Here is an 18,529-nt window from a genome sequence, read left to right as displayed (position 1 = left end):
TGTAATAACAAACAATGTTAGCACGCGCTTCGGCAACCTCTCGCTGGCCGCACGGCCATGCCGAAGCAGTTCGATGGAGGAGACGGGTTCGCGCACGGTGTCGGCGCCGATTGCTCCATGAGCCGTATCGATTCGTGACTTGCGTGGCCGCCAGAAGCCCGAGCACGGTCGTTCGCGCGTCGAGGCGCCGCATGCGCGATCATCTAATGCGGCGCAGCACGCGCAACCGGCCCTTCCTCCATCGCGCGCCGCATCGTTGACAGGCTTTTAGCGCAGTTCCCCGCAGTAACCGAAGTTGCAGTCCACATTCTTTAGACCCTGGCTTTCCTGAGGAAACATCGTGACGTCTTCCGGATCGGCGCGCCCTGCCCGCCGCAACACTGCCTCGCCCGACGCTGCAAACACCGCATCGGCCGCTTCCGCCGCCAAGGCTGTCAAGGCCGCGAAGGCACTGAAAGCAACGCAAGCCCTCGAATCCGGCAAAACCGGCAAATCCACGAAGACCAAGGCGGCCAAAGCGGCCGCCAACAGCCTGTCGAAACGAATCAAGAACAACAGCGCCAGCAAGCAGCAGGCCGCGCCGCTGAAAGACAACGCCCGCACGCGCGAGGACAAGGATCAGCCGCTCTTCGAGGACATCCGCTATCTGGGGCGGCTGCTCGGCGACGTGGTGCGCGAGCAGGAAGGCGACGAGGTATTTGACGTGGTCGAGACGATTCGCCAGCACGCGGTGCGCTTTCGGCGCGAAGACGACAGCGTCGCCGCGCAGACGCTCGAAAAGAAATTGCGCGCGCTGTCGCCCGAGCAGACGGTGAGCGTCGTGCGCGCGTTCAGCTACTTCTCGCATCTCGCGAACATCGCCGAAGACCGCCATCGCAACCGCCGGCACCGCATTCACGATCTGGCCGGCTCGACGTCGCAGCCTGGCACGGTCGCGCACGCGCTCGACCGTCTCGTCGAAGCGAACGCCGCCGCGACGCCCGTTTTGCAGCAGTTCTTCAACGACGCGCTGATCGTCCCCGTGCTGACGGCGCACCCGACGGAAGTGCAGCGCAAGAGCATTCTCGACGCGCAGCACGACATCGCGCGGCTGCTCGCCGAACGTGACCAGCCGCTGACGGCGCGCGAGCACCTGCAGAACGACTTGCTGCTGCGCGCGCGCGTGACGTCGCTGTGGCAGACGCGCATGCTGCGCGATTCGCGCCTCACCGTCGCCGATGAAATCGAGAACGCGCTGTCGTACTACCGCGCGACCTTCCTCGAAGAAATTCCCGCGCTCTACGCCGATATCGAAGAAGCGCTGGTCGAGCATGGCCTCGACGCGCGCCTGCCGTCCTTCTTCCAGATGGGCAGCTGGATCGGCGGCGACCGCGACGGCAATCCGAACGTCACGGGCGAAACGCTTGAAAACGCGATCACGCGCCAGGCCGCGGTGATCTTCGAGCACTATCTGGAGCAGGTGCACAAGCTCGGTGCGGAGCTGTCGGTGTCGAACCTGCTGGCGGGTGCAAGCGAAGCGGTGAAGGCGCTCGCGGACGCCTCGCCCGATCACTCGCCGCACCGCACCGACGAGCCGTACCGGCGCGCGCTGATCGGCATCTATACGCGACTTGCCGCGAGCGCGCGCGTGCGCCTCGGCGAAGGCGTCGTGCCCGTGCGCAGCGCGGGCCCCGGCGTGCCGAAGATTCGCGCAATTCCGTATGGCGACGCTTCCGAGTTCGTACACGATCTGCATGTGCTGATCGAGTCGCTTGCCGAGCATCACGGCGCGTCGCTCGCGACGCCGCGCCTGTCGCCGTTGACGCGCGCGGCCGAAGTGTTCGGCTTCCATCTCGCGAGCATCGATCTGCGCCAAAGCTCGGACATTCACGAAGCGGTGATCGCCGAGCTGCTGCGCCGCGCGGGCGTCGAAAGCGACTACGCCGCGCTGCCCGAAGCGGACAAGCTCCGCGTTCTGCTCGCGGAGCTGTCGCAGCCGCGCCTGTTGCGCTCGCCGTACGTCGAATACTCGGATCTCGTGAAGAGCGAACTCGGCGTGCTCGAACAGGCGCGCGTGACGCGCGAGAAGTTCGGCGCGCGCGCGGTGCGCAACTACATCATTTCGCACACGGAGACGGTCAGCGATCTCGTCGAAGTGATGTTGCTGCAGAAGGAAGCGGGCCTGCTGCAAGGCTCGCTCGGCAATCCCGTCGATCCGGCGCGCGCCGGCCTGATGGTGATCCCGCTCTTCGAGACGATTCCCGACTTGCGCAACGCGCCGCACATCATGCGCGACCTGCTCGCGCTGCCGGGCGTCGATGCCATCATTGAGAACCAGGGCAAAGAGCAGGAAGTAATGCTCGGTTATTCGGACAGCAACAAGGACGGCGGCTTCCTGACGTCGAACTGGGAGCTGTATCGCGCGGAGCTGGCACTCGTGTCGCTCTTCAACGAGCGCAACATCACGATGCGTCTGTTCCATGGCCGCGGCGGCACGGTCGGACGCGGCGGCGGCCCGACGTATCAGGCGATCCTGTCGCAGCCGCCGGGCACCGTCGACGGCCAGATCCGCTTGACGGAACAGGGCGAAGTGATCGCGAGCAAGTTCGGCAACCCCGAGATCGGCCGGCGCAATCTGGAGACGGTCGTCGCCGCGACGCTCGAAGCCTCGCTGCTGCCGCACGGCAATGCGCCCGCGCAACTGCCCGACTTCGAGGAGACGATGCAGACGCTCTCCGACGCGGCGATGGCATCGTACCGCGCGCTGGTCTATGAAACGCCCGGCTTCACCGACTACTTCTTCTCGTCGACGCCGATCGCGGAAATCGCCGAGCTGAACATCGGCAGCCGGCCGGCGTCGCGCAAGCTGCAGGACCCGAAGCAACGCAAGATCGAAGACCTGCGCGCGATTCCGTGGGGCTTTTCATGGGGCCAATGCCGGTTGCTGCTGACAGGCTGGTATGGCTTCGGCAGCGCCGTGGCCGGATGGCTCGATGCGTCGGACTCGAATGTGGAGCGTGAGCGGCGGTTGAACCTGCTGCGCAAGATGCACAAGACGTGGCCGTTCTTCTCGAATCTGCTGTCCAACATGGACATGGTGCTCGCGAAGACGGACCTCGCGGTGGCGTCGCGCTACGCGGCGCTCGTCACGGACAAGAAGCTGCGCAAGCATGTGTTCGAGCGGATCGTCGCCGAGTGGGAGCGGACGTCGAATGTGCTTTCCGAGATCACGGGCAGGAAGGAACGGCTTTCCGATAATCCGTTGCTCGCGCGCTCGATCAAGAACCGCTTCCCTTATCTCGATCCGTTGAACCACCTGCAGGTGGAGCTGTTGAAGCGGCACCGCGGCGGGGATACCAACCTGCGCGTTCGACGCGGGATTCATTTGACGATCAACGGGATCGCGGCAGGGTTGAGGAATACTGGTTAATCGTTTTTTTGTTGTTTGCCCTGCGGGCGGCGGGTCTTTTTTGATTCGCCGCTTTTTTCTTTTTTGTCTGCGACGGCTTTTTTTGTGGTCGTTTCAGCGTGCCGCTGGCATTCGCGATTACGCCCCGCGGATGCCGGCAGCAAGCCATGAAAACCAAAACCTAAAAGCCGTCGCAGACAAACACCCTCAATACCCCTCGATCATCAACGCATCGAGCTTGAACGACCCATCGTCCTGCACATCGAAATAATCGCGGACTTCATCGGGCGCCGAAGCCCAGACAGAACGGATCGCAGCGATGCGCGCCTCGGGTGTCCTCATCCGCGCAACCCACGATGCGAACTCGATCGGCAGGCGCCACCTCTCGCGTACGACCGCGGAAAACCCGGTGGCGGCGAAAAACGCGAGCCACTCGTCAACGCGGTAGTCGCGGATATGCGAAGCGTCGCGCAGAACTTCGACTGCCTGAAGATGCGTATCGAGCAACGGATGATCGCTGCCGGCAATGTCGATGAACAGCACACGCCCGCCTCGCTTCAACACCCGCCGCACTTCGGCGAGCGCCAGCGGCACGTCGTGCCAATGATGCGCGCTCATCCGGCTGATCACCCAGTCGAACGACGCATCGGCGAACGGCAGCTTCTCGGCCGCGCCCTGCGAGGTCCGGATGTTCGACAGCCCGCGCTCCTGCGCGGCGGCGTCGACGGTGGCCAGCATCTGCGGCGCGATATCGTAGGTGACGACGGATCCGGCGTGCGGCGCAACGGCGAAACTCGCGTGTCCCGCCCCACACCCCATGTCGAGCACGGCCGCGCCCGGCGTCGCCGCGACGGCCGTCGCCAGCGCCTGCAAGTCCGCGCCCGTCGCGTGCACCTGGCTCGTCAGATACGCGGCCGCTGTCGAGCCGAACGCGTCGGCCACCTGATCGTGATGCTTCATCGTGTGCTCCTGTCGACCGGAGTTGGCGCTTTAGCGCCTTACTCCGATCCCGTACAAAGTTGTCGAGCCGAGCCGGCGCTTTAGCGCCCTACCCGTCCCGTGCAAATGGTTGCGGTTGCGGCCCTTTCAGGGTCGTCTGTGAGGCTCATGTCCCAAGACCCGAACGGGTCCGCGTATTCGCACGCCCCGTTCCAGTCGCTACAATAGAGCCCGTCCTGTACCGGTACAAGTCAAGCAATTATTCTGGTATCGAGATTACCAGCCACCGCCGTCCGCAACATGATCACGCCGTCTTCCGCCGATTCCGTCCCGCCCCTCGATGCATCGCCTGCCCGCGCGCTCGGCGAGTTTATCCGCGCGCATCGCGAGCGCCTGTCGCCGCAAGCCGTCGGCCTGCCGCCCGGCCCGCGCCGCCGCACGCCCGGCCTGCGCCGCGAGGAAGTCGCCCAGCTATGCGGCGTGAGCCCCACCTGGTACACATGGATCGAACAGGGACGGCCCGTGTCCGCGTCCGCCGATGCGCTCGCGCGCATCGCCGTCGCGTTGCAGCTGTCGCGGGCCGAGCGCGCGTATCTGTTCGAACTGGCCGCTCAGCGCGATCCCGCCGAGCCCGACCCCGCCGCCGCGGACACCCCCGCGATGCTACTCAAGACCGTCCAGCTCGTGAACGCGCCGGCCTACGTGCTCGACCGCCAGTTCACGGCGCTCGCGTGGAACGCGCCGGCGGCCGATCTTTTCGTCGGTTGGCTCGACGGCGAACATGATCGCAATCTGCTGCGCTACACGTTCCTGTCCCCGGATGCGCGCAGCCTGATCGTCGACTGGGAAATCCGCGCGCGGCGTCTAGCCGCCGAATATCGCGCCGATTCGATCCGCCATCAAAACGATGCGCCCACGCGCTCGCTGATCGATTCGCTGTCCGCGGCGAGCGATGCGTTCGCGCGCTTCTGGGCGTCGCAGGACGTCAACGAACGCGAAGGCGGCCAGCGCCAGTTCAACCATCCGCGCGACGGCCATGTCGTCTACAACCAGATCACGTTCAAGCCCGCGCATCGCGAAGATTTGAAACTCGTCGTGCTCGTGCGCGAAGAATGATATCTGCGCCGTTCGTGCTATCGGCCTCATCCGGTCTTCCCGCCGCGCCGCAAGGTTCGGCGCGCGACGGGTGTTAAAATCGACGTCTTCCCCGAGGCGGCGCAGCGATGCCGCGCCGTCCGCGTCTTCACCTCGCACACTGCCCATCACCATGACGTCCCAACTGCATAAAAAAGGCGAAGCCTGGTCGGCTCGCTTCTCCGAGCCGATGTCGGAACTCGTCAAGCGCTATACGTCGTCGGTTTTCTTCGACAAGCGTCTTGCGTTCGTCGACATCGAAGGCTCGCTCGCGCACGCGTCGATGCTGGCCGCGCAAAAGATCATCAGCGCCGACGACCTCGCGGCGATCCAGCGCGGCATGGCGCAGATCAAGGGTGAAATCGAGCGCGGCGAGTTCGAATGGCAACTCGATCTCGAAGACGTGCACCTGAACATCGAAGCGCGCCTCACAGCCCTGATCGGCGATGCGGGCAAGCGTCTGCACACGGGCCGCTCGCGCAACGACCAGGTCGCGACGGACATCCGCCTGTGGCTGCGCGGCGAAATCGACCGCATCGGCGATCTGCTGAAGGAGCTGCGCGTCGCGCTGCTGGACCTCGCGGACAAGAACGCCGCCACGATCATGCCGGGCTTCACGCACCTGCAGGTCGCGCAGCCGGTCACGTTCGGCCATCACCTGCTCGCTTACGTCGAAATGTTCTCGCGCGACGCCGAGCGCATGCGCGATTGCCGCGCGCGCGTGAACCGTCTGCCGCTCGGCGCGGCGGCGCTCGCGGGCACGAGCTATCCGATCGACCGCCATGCCGTCGCGAAGACGCTCGGCTTCGACGGCATCTGCGCGAACTCGCTCGACGCCGTCTCCGACCGCGACTTCGCGATCGAATTCACGGCTGCGTCGGCGCTCGTGATGACGCACATATCGCGCTTCTCGGAAGAACTCGTGCTGTGGATGAGCCCGCGCGTCGGCTTCATCGATATCGCCGATCGCTTCTGCACCGGCTCGTCGATCATGCCGCAGAAGAAGAACCCCGATGTGCCCGAGCTCGCGCGGGGCAAGACGGGGCGCGTGAACGGCCATCTGATGGCGCTGCTCACGCTGATGAAGGGCCAGCCGCTCGCGTACAACAAGGACAACCAGGAAGACAAGGAGCCGCTGTTCGATACCGTCGATACGGTTGCCGATACGCTGCGCATCTTCGCCGAGATGGTCGCGGGCATCACGGTCAAGCCCGACGCGATGCGCTCGGCTGCGCTGCAAGGCTTTTCGACGGCGACCGATCTCGCCGACTATCTCGTCAAGCGCGGTCTGCCGTTCCGTGACGCGCACGAAGCGGTGGCGCACGCGGTACGCATCTGCGATCAGCGCGGCTGCGATCTCGCCGATCTGTCACTCGATGAGATGAAGGCCGAGTTGCCGAACGTCGCATCGCTGCTCGGCGACGATGTGTTCGGCTATCTGACGCTGGAAGGCTCGGTGGCAAGCCGCAATCACCCTGGCGGCACTGCGCCCGATCAGGTGCGTGCGGCAATTGCGGCTGCGCGGGCGGCGATGAACTGATCGCTCGTTTGCTTGCACTTTTGCTTCACGCCAAAGGCGGATTCTCTTGCGAGAATTCGCCTTTTCGTTTCTCATGAGCGCGCGCCACGCACAGCAAAGGCCGGCACCATTCGATACCATCACGATGCAATTGCCCGCACAGGACTCCCATCGTCATGATCATTCGCCCGCAACTCCACTGGTTCCGCATGCTGCTCGCGTGGCGCGGCTCCGTCCTGCCCGAACTGCTGCCACGCCTCGCTCTCATTCTGCTGATCTCGATCGTCGCGCTCGCCGTGCACGTCCACGTGCTGCATATCAACGTGAACGTCAGCACCACGCCGTTCTCGCTGATCGGCATTGCGCTCGCGATCTTTCTCGGCTTTCGGAACAGCGCGAGCTATGACCGCTATTGGGAAGCGCGCAAGCTCTGGGGACAACTGCTCAACGAAACGCGCTCGCTCACGCGTCAGGTGCTGACGCTGTCATCCGCGCAGATCTCCGCGAACGACACGCATGAATTCGTGCAGATGCTGGGCGCGTTTGCGCATGCGCTGCGTCATCAACTGAGGGGTACCGATCCGTCGCAGGATCTGTCGTCAAGACTCGACAAAGCGCTCCTTGAACGCGTCATGATGTCGCGCTATCGGCCCGCGACGATCATGCTCTGGCTCGGCGAATGGGTGCAGCGTCAGGCGCGCGATAACAAGCTCGACGCATGGACGGTTCACGCGATCGACCGCAACCTCAACGGACTGTCGGATGTGATCGGCGGCTGCGAGCGGATCGTGTCGACGCCGCTGCCGTTTGCGTATTCGGTGATGATCCACCGCACCGTGTACTTCTTCTGTGCGGCGCTGCCGTTCGGCCTCGTGGAGAGCGTCGGCGCGTTTACGCCGATCTTCTCGGTGTTCGTCGCGTACACTTTCATGGCGCTCGACGCGATCGCATCGCAGATCGAAGAACCCTTCGGCACCGATGACAACGACCTGGCACTCGATGCGCTCTCCGCCAGCATCGAAGACGCAGCCCGCGATTTGCTCGCACAGCCTTCGCTGCACAGGGCGGAGTTGAAGGACGATTATCTGCTCACGTAACGCGCGAGCGTGCTTCATGAAACGCGCGCGCCGGCGACACCAGGCGCGCGCATTTGTCACGACAACTTTAGTCCGTCCCGCACTTCGGCGAACGCGGACCATACAACAGGCCGTTCGGGCCACCGCTCGACAGCAGCTTGCGGCTCGTCAGTCCGGCTACATCATGCGATTCGTCCGCCAGCGAATGCGCGACCTGCTTGACGGCCGCCTGCGCCAGCGCGCCGATCAGGCCACCCGTATTCACACTGAAGTTGTTGCCCAGTTCCTTGCCCGTCGCGCTTGCCGTGCCTTGCCAGAGCGTATCGCCCGAGCGCAGGTCGACGAGCTGTGACTTTAAAAACTGTCATTCGACGCATGAAGCGATTTGCGCGTCGTCACAATACGCGCATGCCACGCGAAGCCGCGCGGCATGGGCGAACGTCAGCAGGCGCAAGGCAATTGCGCCTGCCGGATGAACAGGAGACTTGAAGGAATGCGAGGCTGACGAACAGCCGGACTCAATCGTTGCCGGCCGTATCGCCCATGCGCTTCAACAGCGCAACGCGTGCGCCGATGATGTCGATTTGCGTGCGCGCGTCCATCAGCGGGACGGTTGCATCGCGATACGCGGTCCACGCGCGTTGCGCACGCGTCAATGTCGGGCGTGCGTGCGCGGGCAGCTTCGCATGCAGGCGCCGGTAATAGCGGTTCAGATCGAACATCGCGTGCTCGCATTGCGCGTCGAACGAACAGGCGCGCGGGCGCGTCTTCGGGTCCTGCTTGCCCGCGTTCGCCGCCACGCTGCGCAGCGCAAGCGCGCGGTCGCGCACGGGCTGCAACTGCATGTCCGCGCCGGCGATCTGATACGACGTGCCCTGCGTCGTGGCGAGCACGGCCGCGAGCAGCTTGCCGTCGGCGTCGCGCCACGCCTGCCAGCGGCGCTGGCTCTCTTGCCACTTCTTGCGCTGCGCGTCGGGCACCTTCGCGAGCACCTGCTGGAACGACTGGTCCATCGACGCCTGCCACGCGAGCCGCGCCGTGTCCGTGCAATGCACCTGCCCCGCCGCCGACGACATGTCCGCGCGCGCGAGACACATGCGCATCGATGCGTCGATGGGGTCGGCCGCTGCCGCTTCCGCGCGCGCCGCAGCGGGGGCGAACGTCAGCGCGGCGAGCGGCGCGAGCACGCCCAGCAGCGCCGCGTACGCAGCCGCGCGCGCACGACGCCGAAGTCCGAAGCGCGGTGCCTGTTTCATGATCACGAGTCGCGTACGCAGTCGACGAAGTACTCGATGCGCCCGTTGATCGTTTCGCCCACGAGGCCGTGGATATCCGTATGGAAGCCCGGAAAGCGCTCGTTGAACTCGCGCGCGAAACGCAGATAGCTGACGATGGTCTTGTTGAAGCGCTCGCCCGGAATCAGCAGCGGAATGCCCGGCGGATACGGCGTCAACAGGATCGACGTGACGCGGCCCTCGAGTTCGTCAATAGGCACGCGGTCGATCTCGCGGTGCGCGAGCTTCGCGAATGCATCGGACGGTTTCATCGCCGGCTCCATGCTCGACAGGTACATCTCGGTCGTCAGGCGCGCGATGTTGTTCGCGCGATAGACGCTGTGGATCTGCTCGCACAGATCGCGCAAGCCGATGCGCTCGTACGCCGGATGCTGCGCGACGAACTCGGGCAACACGCGCCACAGCGGCTGGTTGTTGTCGTAGTCGTCCTTGAACTGCTGAAGCTCCGTGACCATCGAGTTCCAGCGGCCCTTCGTAATGCCGATCGTGAACATGATGAAGAACGAGTACAGGCCCGTCTTCTCGACGATGATGCCGTGCTCGGCCAGGTACTTCGTGACGATCGCGGCGGGAATGCCCGTCTCGCCGAACTCGCCGTCCACGTCCAGGCCCGGCGTGATGATCGTCGCCTTGATCGGGTCGAGCATGTTGAAGCCGTCCGCGAGCGCGCCGAAGCCGTGCCAGCGGTCGTTCGGGCGCAGCATCCAGTCGTCGCGCGAGCCGATGCCCTCTTCCGCGAGTTCTTCCGGGCCCCATACCTTGAAGAACCAGTCGTCGCCATATTCGGCATCGACCTTGCGCATCGCGCGGCGGAAGTCGAGCGCTTCCGCGATCGATTCTTCGACCAGCGCCGTGCCGCCCGGCGGCTCCATCATCGCCGCAGCCACGTCGCACGACGCGATGATCGCGTACTGCGGGCTCGTCGACGTATGCATCAGATACGCCTCGTTGAAACGGTGGCGGTCGAACGTGCTGTTCTCGGAGTCCTGCACGACGATCTGCGAGGCCTGCGAAATGCCTGCGAGCAGCTTGTGCGTGGAGTGCGTCGCGAACACGAGCGCGCCCGTGCGCGGGCGACCCGCGCCGATCGCATGCATGTCCTGATAGAACTCGTGGAACTCGGCGTGCGGCAACCACGCTTCGTCGAAGTGCAGCGTGTCGAGCATGTCGCCGAGCAGGTCCTTGATCATCTCGACGTTGTAGATCACGCCGTCATACGTGCTCTGCGTGATCGTCAGGATGCGCGGCTTGAGGTTCGGGTTCTTCGCGAGCGCCTCGCGTGCGAACGGATTCGCTTCGATCTTCTTGCGGATGTTTTCCGGCTTGAACTCGTCGCGCGGAATCGGCCCGATGATGCCGAAGTGATTGCGTGTCGGCGTGAGGAACACGGGAATCGCGCCCGTCATCGTGATCGCGTGCAGGATCGACTTGTGGCAGTTGCGGTCGACGAGCACGATGTCGCCGGGCGCGACGGTCGCGTGCCAGACGATCTTGTTCGACGTGGATGTGCCGTTGGTCACGAAGAACAGATGGTCCGCGCTGAAGATGCGCGCCGCGTTGCGCTCGGAAGCAGCAACAGGCCCCGTGTGATCGAGCAGTTGGCCAAGTTCGTCGACGGCATTGCAGACGTCCGCGCGCAGCATGTTCTCGCCGAAGAACTGATGGAACATCTGGCCAAGCGGATTCTTCAGGAATGCGACGCCGCCCGAGTGGCCCGGGCAGTGCCACGAGTACGAGCCTTCGTCCGCGTACTGCACCAGTTCCTTGAAGAACGGCGGCGCAAGCGAATCCAGATACACCTTCGCCTCGCGGATGATGTGCCGCGCGACGAACTCCGGCGTGTCCTCGAACATGTGGATGAAGCCGTGCAGCTCGCGCAGGATGTCGTTCGGCAGATGGCGCGACGTGCGCGTTTCGCCGTACAGGAAGATCGGGATGTCCGCGTTGCGGCGGCGCACGGCGGCGACGAACGCGCGCAGGTCGATGATCGCGGGCGCCAGTTCGGGCACCTGGTCGTCGCCGTTCTCGACGTACGGCAGCAGCTCGTCGTCGTCGATCGACAGGATGAAGCACGACGCGCGGCTCGACTGCTGCGCGAACGAGGTCAGATCGCCATAGCTCGTGAGACCCAGCACTTCCGCGCCTTCTTTCTCGATGGCCTCGGCAAGCGCCCGGATGCCGGAACCGGAGATGTTCTCGGAGCGGAAATCTTCATCGATGATGACGACGGGAAAACGAAACTTCATGGGCGATTCTCCAAAAAGAACGACCGCTGCTTAGGGTCTGTTCGCATATGAAACGTGCATGCGTTGCCTCGGGAAGGGCCGCCCGCAAGGACTGCGACGCAGCGAATACCGGACGTCCCCCAAGGGGATTTCCTTCGGGGCATATTCGCAAGGAGCATGACGCAGCGGGCGGCCCTTCCCGGGGCAACCCCCGACATGAATTTCATTCTAGGGGAACACCCGATCCGGGCCGCAGGGCAAGGAGCAGAGGAGCGCCGTTTGGCCATGCCAAACAAGCGACGATCGACGCCGCCCTGCGGCCCGGATCGGGCGTTCGCATGTACGTTTCATATGCGAACAGACCCTGCTGCGCAGCGGTCACCTGGATAGCGGGTGATTCAATGCGCGTTATCGTTACGTCTTCGGCAACGTTACGCCATGCTGACCTTGGTACTTGCCGCCGCGATCCGCGTAGGATACGTCGCAAATCTCGTCGCTTTCGAAGAACAGCACCTGCGCAACGCCTTCATTCGCGTAGATTTTCGCAGGCAATGGTGTCGTATTTGAGAATTCGAGCGTGACGTGCCCTTCCCATTCCGGCTCGAACGGCGTCACGTTGACGATGATGCCGCAACGCGCGTACGTCGACTTGCCGAGGCACACCGTCAGCACGCTGCGCGGAATGCGGAAATATTCGACCGTCCGGGCGAGCGCGAACGAGTTGGGCGGGATGATGCAGACGTCGCCCTTGAAATCGACAAACGACTTCTCGTCGAAGTTCTTCGGGTCGACGATCGTCGAATTGATGTTCGTGAAGATCTTGAATTCGTCGGCGCAGCGAATGTCGTAGCCGTAGCTCGACGTGCCATAGCTGACGATCTTGCGACCGTCTTCCGTCGCGCGCACCTGATTCGGCGCGAACGGCTCGATCATCTTGTGCTCTTCGGCCATGCGCCGGATCCACTTGTCGGATTTGATGCTCATAGGTGAACGCTGCTGACGGGTTGTGTCGGGCCGGCGGACGCTTGCGCGCCGCTCACGGAGCGCGCGCCGCCAGACGAAAGGCGCTTATTTTACGCGATCACGGCACGCGTGCCCGATGCGGCGTGTATCGCCTCCACCCACGCGCCTTGCATCGTGCTTTCGCCGGAAAAACGGCCGCGGAAGGTGCCAGATAAATGGCCAGGGAAAGACGGACGGAGAACGATGTATTCGCGCGCTGCGCAAACGATTGGCCGACGCGGCGCAACGGCGTGCGATGCGCAACCCCATCTGGTGAACGACAGGAAGTTACGGGCGGATCAGCCCGCATGCAATGGCGGGGCCAGCGCTGTGCTGCGGATACGCATAGGGATCGGACGCGTCGCGATGCAGCAGCACGGCACGCTGCATCACGGAACGCACGCCATCGAGCGATACGTCCGGCGCGACGACGAAGCCTGCCGCCACACCCGCTGCGTCCGCGTGAATATTGCCGAGATCGCCTTCGACGCGCGCGCCGATCTTCAGGCGCTCCGCCGCCGGCGCAAATATGGCGCCCGCGCCCGAGCCGTCGGCGGAATTGCAGTCGCCGCGCTCGTGGACCTGTAGCGCGTGATCGCTGTTCGGCGGCAGGCCCGTCAGGTTGTAAGTCACCTGCACGCCGTCCGAGTGCTCGATGAACGTGACCATGCCGCGCGCGTTGTTGCCGAGCGTCGGCAGCAACTGCGCGTCTGCGCGTTTCTCCTGCGGCCTCAGGAAGCTGCACCCCGATAACAGGACACAGGTCGCAGCCAGGACGATGCTTGTCTTGATCGCCTCGCCGCCGATTCGTTTTCTCATGCGATCCTCTTGTCGAGCGCCGGCCGTCCCCGCGACCGCGTTGCCGGACCTGATGAAGCCGACATGATACCGCGAGCGGGCCCGCATTCAGACCCCTTTCAACCCGCCTCCTGAATGCCTGTCCGGCCGGCTGGCCTGGCCGGCCAGCCGGGTTGTGCCGCGAGCCACCGCCGCTGCGCGACGTCCCAATCGCGCAACGTGCGGCGCAGTGCGCCTTACGTGTTCTGCACGACGATGGTCGGGAACTTCGAGCTCATGTCACGCGAACGTTCGGCGATATGAATCGCGACCTTGCGGGCAATCGTCCGATAGATCTCGGCAACGCGGCCATCCGGGTCCGCGACCACCGTCGGATGACCCGAATCGGCCTGCTCGCGGATCGCGATGTCGAGCGGCAGGCTGCCGAGCACATCGACGCCGTACTCCTTCGACATCCGCTCGGCGCCGCCCGAGCCGAAGATGTGCTCTTCGTGGCCGCAGTTCGAGCAGATATGCAGACCCATGTTCTCGACGATGCCGAGAATCGGAATGCCGACCTTCTCGAACATTTTCAGACCCTTCTTCGCGTCGAGCAGCGCGATGTCCTGCGGTGTCGTGACGATCACGGCGCCCGTCACGGGCACGCGCTGCGACAGCGTCAGCTGAATGTCGCCCGTGCCCGGCGGCATGTCGACGATCAGATAGTCGAGATCCTTCCAGTTGGTCTGCCGCAGCAGCTGCTCGAGCGCGGACGTGGCCATCGGGCCGCGCCACACCATCGGGTTGTCCTGCTCGATCAGAAAGCCGATCGAGTTAGCCTGCAGGCCGTGGCCCGTCAGCGGGTTCATCGACTGGCCGTCGGGCGACTCGGGACGGCCTTCGATGCCCAGCATCATCGGCAGCGACGGGCCGTAGATATCGGCATCGAGAATGCCCACCGATGCGCCTTCGCTCGCGAGCGCCAGCGCCAGATTGACGGCCGTCGTGCTCTTGCCGACGCCGCCCTTGCCGGACGCGACGGCCACGATGTTCTTGACGTTGGGCAACAGTTTCACGCCGCGCTGCACGGTATGCGCGGCGATGTCCTGCGACACCTGCACCCGCGCTTCGGCAACGCCCGGCACGCCGCGCAGCGCATCGGCGACGAGCGCGCGGATCGTGTCGAACTGGCGCCTGGCCGGATAGCCGACTACCACGTCGACGCTGACCATGGCACCATCGACGGTGACGTTCTTGAAATTTTTAGCCGCGGCGAAAGGACGCTGCGTGTTGGGGTCGGTGATGGCTGCGAGGGCCGCGTCTATCAAAGCCCGATCGATGCTCATTGAGTCTCCGTGGGAACGCTCGGCGCGGCGCGCGATCGAAGGATGCGCGACACGCCTGAAATATTGAAAGAAATTGTTAGCCGGCATTGCCTAAAACCTGTCTCATTGGCACGCTTGCCGCGCAAGTTTCCTATAGGGCCGAATCGTCGCTGACTCAGTCGTCATTGTAGTGGCTGGCGTCGGGGCTTGCCGGAAGACCCTTTCCGGCTATCGGCGCGATCGCGTGCCCTGCATCTGTGTGTCGACCGTCTTACTCAAGAGGACTCAAGAATGAACGCAAAAATCATGACACGCCTGTCGGCATTGGCTATCGTTGGCGCGCTGCTCGGCGGCTGTGCAACCGAGCAAGGCACCAACACGGCCGTCGGCACAGGCGTCGGCGCCGGCACGGGCGCCGCGCTCGGCGCGATCTTCGGCGGCGGTAAGGGCGCGGCGATCGGTGCGGGCGTCGGCGCCGCGGTCGGCGGCGTCACCGGCTACAACTGGCAGAACATCAAGAACAAGCTGTCGGGCGCGACCAAGGGCACGGGCACGCAGATCTCCGAGCAGCCGGATGGCTCGCTCAAGCTGAACATCCCGAGCTCGGTCACGTTCGATACGAACAGCTACGCGATCAAGCCGTCGTTCGCGCCTGTCCTCACGCAGGTCGCGCAAACGCTGAACCAGAATCCGGAAGTGGTTGCGCAAGTCGTGGGCCACACCGACAGCACGGGCCAGGCCACCTATAACCAGACGCTCTCCGTCAATCGCGCACAAAGCGTGACGAACGCGCTGGCGCAGGACGGCGTCGCGCCGCAGCGTCTGTCGGCTTCGGGCATGGGCGCGAACCAGCCGATCGCCGACAACAACACGGAAGCGGGCCGCGCGCAAAACCGCCGCGTCGAAATCTATCTGCGCGCAATGGCGCAGCACGCGCAATAAGGACTGTGGGGAAAGGACGGGGGTCTGCCTAGCAGAGCCCCGTCCAGACAGGCTCGTACGGGAACGCAAAGGCAACGGCGTAGGACCAGGCCGAAGCGCCCTTAGAGCCTCGCAGCGGACCGCACAAGCGAATCGAAAAAATTTTCGAACTCTTCTGAAATTCCGCGGTCTGTCTTTACGGTACGCGTGCGGCGATGCCGCCGCGTCACCATTCTCCTCTTGTCGTTGTTGCTCCGGGGCCCATAGCCCCGGTTTTTTTTGCCTGCTCTCCGTCCCGCTCCGCAACGCGCCGCGCACTGCAAACGGGGCATCGCGACCTCTCGTCACATACGCTCAACTACGCGATGCATTCAATGTGAACGCAACGCGACTTCGCTCTGCGCGCCCAATCGAGCGGGACACGCATCGCCGCCACCTCGCAGCGAAATGACTGCTGAATGCCCGCGCTCACCTGCGCGCTGCCTCCATGGGTCCACGCTGGTAAAATCGACGATTCGGGCCGGTTTTACGCGCGACGACCATCCGCGAAGCCGCGTTCGACAACCCGAGCTGCACGAGCGGACACCCCGCCCGTGTGGTCCTGGGCGCAGCGCCGTCCGCGTTGACGTAGTGACGGCCGCCCGTACCTTCCGCCAGTCCATAGAACCCACATGTCAGCAACCGACGCCACCGCGGTTCAGTCCGCGGACCTCACCGCCGCCGGCGCGCCCGAGAGCCGCCGCCAGATCCTCGTCACGTCTGCCCTGCCGTACGCGAACGGGCAAATCCATATCGGCCACCTGGTCGAATATATCCAGACGGACATCTGGGTCCGCGCGCTGCGAATGCACGGGCACGAGGTCTACTACGTCGGCGCCGACGACACGCACGGCACCCCGATCATGCTGAAGGCGGAGCAGGAAGGCATTACGCCGAAGCAGCTGATCGACCGCGTGTGGCAGGAGCACAAGCGCGACTTCGACAACTTCGGCATTTCGTTCGACAACTACTACTCGACCGATTCCGAAGAGAACCGCGTGCTGTCCGAGTCGATCTACACGGCGCTGCAGGCGGCCGGCCTGATCGAAGCACGCGACATCGAGCAGGCATACGACCCCGTCAAGGAAATGTTCCTGCCGGACCGCTTCATCAAGGGCGAGTGCCCGAAGTGCCACGCGAAGGACCAGTACGGCGACAACTGCGAAGTGTGCGGCTCGACGTATCAGCCGACCGAGCTGATCAACCCGTACTCGGTCGTGTCGGGTGCAACGCCGATCAAGAAGACTTCGACGCACTACTTCTTCAAGCTGTCGGACCCGCGCTGCGAGTCGTTCCTGCGCGGCTGGGTCGGCGGCCTCGCGCAGCAGGAAGCGACCAACAAGATGCGCGAATGGCTCGGCGACGCGGGCGAAGCGAAGCTCGCCGACTGGGACATCTCGCGCGACGCGCCCTACTTCGGCTTCGAGATTCCGGGCGCGCCGGGCAAGTACTTCTACGTGTGGCTGGATGCGCCCGTCGGCTACTACGCGAGCTTCCGCAATCTCGCGCAAAAGCGCGGCATCGATTTCGACGCGTGGGTGAAGAAGGGCTCGACGACCGAACAGTATCACTTCATCGGCAAGGACATCCTGTACTTCCACACGCTGTTCTGGCCCGCGATGCTCGAATTCTCCGGCCATCGCACGCCGACCAACGTGTTCGCGCACGGCTTCCTGACCGTCGACGGCGCGAAGATGTCGAAGTCGCGCGGCACGTTCATCACGGCCAACAGCGTGATCGAAACGGGCATGAACCCGGAATGGCTGCGCTACTACTTCGCGGCCAAGCTGAACAGCACGATGGAAGACATCGACCTTAACCTCGAAGACTTCCAGGCACGCGTGAACAGCGATCTCGTCGGCAAGTACGTGAACATCGCGAGCCGCGCCGCCGGCTTCCTGATCAAACGCTTCGACGGCCGCGTGCAGGACAGCGCGATGCAGCATCCGCTGCTCGGGTCGCTGCGCGCCGCGATCCCGCAGATCGCCGCTCACTACGAGGCGCGTGACTACGGCCGCGCGCTGCGCCTGACGATGGAGCTGGCCGATTCCGTGAACGCGTACGTCGACACGGCCAAGCCGTGGGATCAGGCGAAGGACCCGGCGAACGCTGTCGCGCTGCATGAGACGTGCAGCGTGTCGCTCGAAGCGTTCCGTCTGCTGTCGCTGGCTCTCAAGCCGGTGCTGCCGAAGGTCGTCGAGGCAGGCGAGGCGTTCCTCGGCGTCGAGCCGCTGACGTGGACGGATGCGGACAAGCCGTTGAGCTCCGCGCGCGCGATCAACGCGTACAAGCACCTGATGACGCGCGTCGATCCGAAGCAGATCGAGGCGCTGCTCGCCGCGAACCGCAGCACGCTGCAGCCGGCCGCTGGCGCGGCAGCCGAAGCCGACAAGACTCAGGCGCAGGCCAAAGCCAAGGCGCACGCGAAAGCAACGGCGGCCGCCCACGGCGACGCGCACGCAAAGCCCGACGACAGCGGCATCATCACGATCGACGACTTCGCGAAGATCGATCTGCGCATTGCGAAGATCGTCGATTGCCGCGCAGTCGAAGGGTCGGACAAGCTGTTGCAACTCACGCTCGACGTCGGCGAAGAAAAGACGCGCAATGTGTTCTCGGGCATCAAGTCGGCGTATCAGCCCGAGCAGCTGGTCGGCAAGCTGACGGTGATGGTCGCGAACCTCGCGCCGCGCAAGATGAAGTTCGGCTTGTCCGAGGGCATGGTGCTCGCGGCATCGGCCGCCGATGAGAAGGCCGAGCCGGGCATCTACGTACTCGAGCCGGACAGCGGCGCGAAGCCCGGCATGCGCGTCAAGTAACGCGAGCGCATCGCGCTTTTGGCGCGATCAGACGCCGTACACGAAAGCACGTCTTCGGACGTGCTTTTTT

Annotated in this window: 12 protein-coding genes and 1 pseudogene; 6 read left to right on the top strand and 7 right to left on the bottom strand. The window is 64.3% G+C overall.

Annotation, left to right across the window (positions count from 1 at the left end; all coding sequences use genetic code 11):
- Nucleotides 1–340 precede the first annotated feature (340 nt).
- Nucleotides 341–3,409: a phosphoenolpyruvate carboxylase gene (gene ppc, locus GCT13_RS11460; protein ID WP_321574287.1), complete on the top strand. Its 3,069-nt coding sequence runs from the start codon at nt 341–343 to the stop codon at nt 3,407–3,409.
- 186 nt (nt 3,410–3,595) lie between these two features.
- Here ppc and GCT13_RS11455 read toward each other — a convergent pair whose 3' ends face one another.
- Complete coding sequence (locus GCT13_RS11455) at nt 3,596–4,348, bottom strand: class I SAM-dependent methyltransferase (protein WP_152757953.1); 753 nt, start codon at nt 4,346–4,348, stop codon at nt 3,596–3,598.
- A 279-nt stretch (nt 4,349–4,627) separates the two neighbouring features.
- Here GCT13_RS11455 and GCT13_RS11450 point away from each other — a divergent pair, with 279 nt between their 5' ends.
- The 3 genes from GCT13_RS11450 (at nt 4,628) to GCT13_RS11440 (ending at nt 8,077) form a co-directional block, all read left to right on the top strand.
- Nucleotides 4,628–5,443: a helix-turn-helix transcriptional regulator gene (locus GCT13_RS11450; RefSeq protein ID WP_152757951.1), complete on the top strand. Its 816-nt coding sequence runs from the start codon at nt 4,628–4,630 to the stop codon at nt 5,441–5,443.
- A 151-nt stretch (nt 5,444–5,594) separates the two neighbouring features.
- Nucleotides 5,595–7,001, top strand: coding sequence for an argininosuccinate lyase (gene argH, locus GCT13_RS11445; protein WP_152757949.1), 1,407 nt, complete (start codon nt 5,595–5,597; stop codon nt 6,999–7,001).
- Between the two features lie 155 nt (nt 7,002–7,156).
- Nucleotides 7,157–8,077 carry a bestrophin family protein gene (locus GCT13_RS11440; RefSeq protein ID WP_152757947.1) on the top strand — a complete coding sequence of 307 codons (921 nt, stop codon included), beginning with the start codon at nt 7,157–7,159 and terminating at the stop codon, nt 8,075–8,077.
- A 67-nt stretch (nt 8,078–8,144) separates the two neighbouring features.
- Here GCT13_RS11440 and GCT13_RS11435 read toward each other — a convergent pair.
- The 6 genes and pseudogenes from GCT13_RS11435 to apbC all read right to left on the bottom strand — a co-directional run.
- Nucleotides 8,145–8,408: pseudogene (locus tag GCT13_RS11435) on the bottom strand (GNA1162 family protein); the annotation flags it as partial.
- 166 nt (nt 8,409–8,574) lie between these two features.
- On the bottom strand, nt 8,575–9,312 hold the full coding sequence (locus GCT13_RS11430) for a lysozyme inhibitor LprI family protein (RefSeq protein ID WP_152757945.1): 738 nt from the start codon (nt 9,310–9,312) through the stop codon (nt 8,575–8,577).
- 2 nt (nt 9,313–9,314) lie between these two features.
- Nucleotides 9,315–11,597, bottom strand: a complete 2,283-nt coding sequence (locus tag GCT13_RS11425) for an arginine/lysine/ornithine decarboxylase (RefSeq protein WP_152757943.1) — start codon at nt 11,595–11,597, stop codon at nt 9,315–9,317.
- Between the two features lie 393 nt (nt 11,598–11,990).
- Complete coding sequence (gene dcd / locus GCT13_RS11420) at nt 11,991–12,560, bottom strand: dCTP deaminase (RefSeq protein WP_087734426.1); 570 nt, start codon at nt 12,558–12,560, stop codon at nt 11,991–11,993.
- 306 nt (nt 12,561–12,866) lie between these two features.
- The gene (locus tag GCT13_RS11415) at nt 12,867–13,397 is read right to left on the bottom strand and encodes a superoxide dismutase family protein (protein WP_152757941.1); all 531 of its coding nucleotides are present in this window, start codon (nt 13,395–13,397) and stop codon (nt 12,867–12,869) included.
- 215 nt (nt 13,398–13,612) lie between these two features.
- Nucleotides 13,613–14,701, bottom strand: a complete 1,089-nt coding sequence (apbC, locus tag GCT13_RS11410; RefSeq protein WP_152757940.1) for an iron-sulfur cluster carrier protein ApbC — start codon at nt 14,699–14,701, stop codon at nt 13,613–13,615.
- 270 nt (nt 14,702–14,971) lie between these two features.
- On the opposite strand from apbC, the gene GCT13_RS11405 reads away from it, so the two are divergent.
- Together GCT13_RS11405 and metG are read left to right on the top strand one after the other, a co-directional pair.
- Nucleotides 14,972–15,622, top strand: coding sequence for an OmpA family protein (locus GCT13_RS11405; protein ID WP_152757938.1), 651 nt, complete (start codon nt 14,972–14,974; stop codon nt 15,620–15,622).
- A 650-nt stretch (nt 15,623–16,272) separates the two neighbouring features.
- On the top strand, nt 16,273–18,459 hold the full coding sequence (gene metG, locus GCT13_RS11400) for a methionine--tRNA ligase (protein ID WP_152757936.1): 2,187 nt from the start codon (nt 16,273–16,275) through the stop codon (nt 18,457–18,459).
- The last annotated feature ends 70 nt before the right edge of the window (nt 18,460–18,529 follow it).

Origin of the sequence: Paraburkholderia franconis (genome assembly GCF_009362735.1) — a bacterium.
Lineage (GTDB): Bacteria > Pseudomonadota > Gammaproteobacteria > Burkholderiales > Burkholderiaceae > Paraburkholderia > Paraburkholderia franconis.
This window is presented reverse-complemented; position numbering and strand designations above follow the sequence as displayed.

Coding starts and splice junctions, on each gene's coding strand:
- GCT13_RS11455 (WP_152757953.1), bottom strand. CDS start 4,348: ATGAAGCATCACGATCAGGTGGCCGACGCGTTCGGCTCGACAGCGGCC.
- GCT13_RS11450 (WP_152757951.1), top strand. CDS start 4,628: ATGATCACGCCGTCTTCCGCCGATTCCGTCCCGCCCCTCGATGCATCG.
- argH (WP_152757949.1), top strand. CDS start 5,595: ATGACGTCCCAACTGCATAAAAAAGGCGAAGCCTGGTCGGCTCGCTTC.
- GCT13_RS11440 (WP_152757947.1), top strand. CDS start 7,157: ATGATCATTCGCCCGCAACTCCACTGGTTCCGCATGCTGCTCGCGTGG.
- GCT13_RS11430 (WP_152757945.1), bottom strand. CDS start 9,312: ATGAAACAGGCACCGCGCTTCGGACTTCGGCGTCGTGCGCGCGCGGCT.
- GCT13_RS11425 (WP_152757943.1), bottom strand. CDS start 11,597: ATGAAGTTTCGTTTTCCCGTCGTCATCATCGATGAAGATTTCCGCTCC.
- dcd (WP_087734426.1), bottom strand. CDS start 12,560: ATGAGCATCAAATCCGACAAGTGGATCCGGCGCATGGCCGAAGAGCAC.
- GCT13_RS11415 (WP_152757941.1), bottom strand. CDS start 13,397: ATGAGAAAACGAATCGGCGGCGAGGCGATCAAGACAAGCATCGTCCTG.
- apbC (WP_152757940.1), bottom strand. CDS start 14,701: ATGAGCATCGATCGGGCTTTGATAGACGCGGCCCTCGCAGCCATCACC.
- GCT13_RS11405 (WP_152757938.1), top strand. CDS start 14,972: ATGAACGCAAAAATCATGACACGCCTGTCGGCATTGGCTATCGTTGGC.
- metG (WP_152757936.1), top strand. CDS start 16,273: ATGTCAGCAACCGACGCCACCGCGGTTCAGTCCGCGGACCTCACCGCC.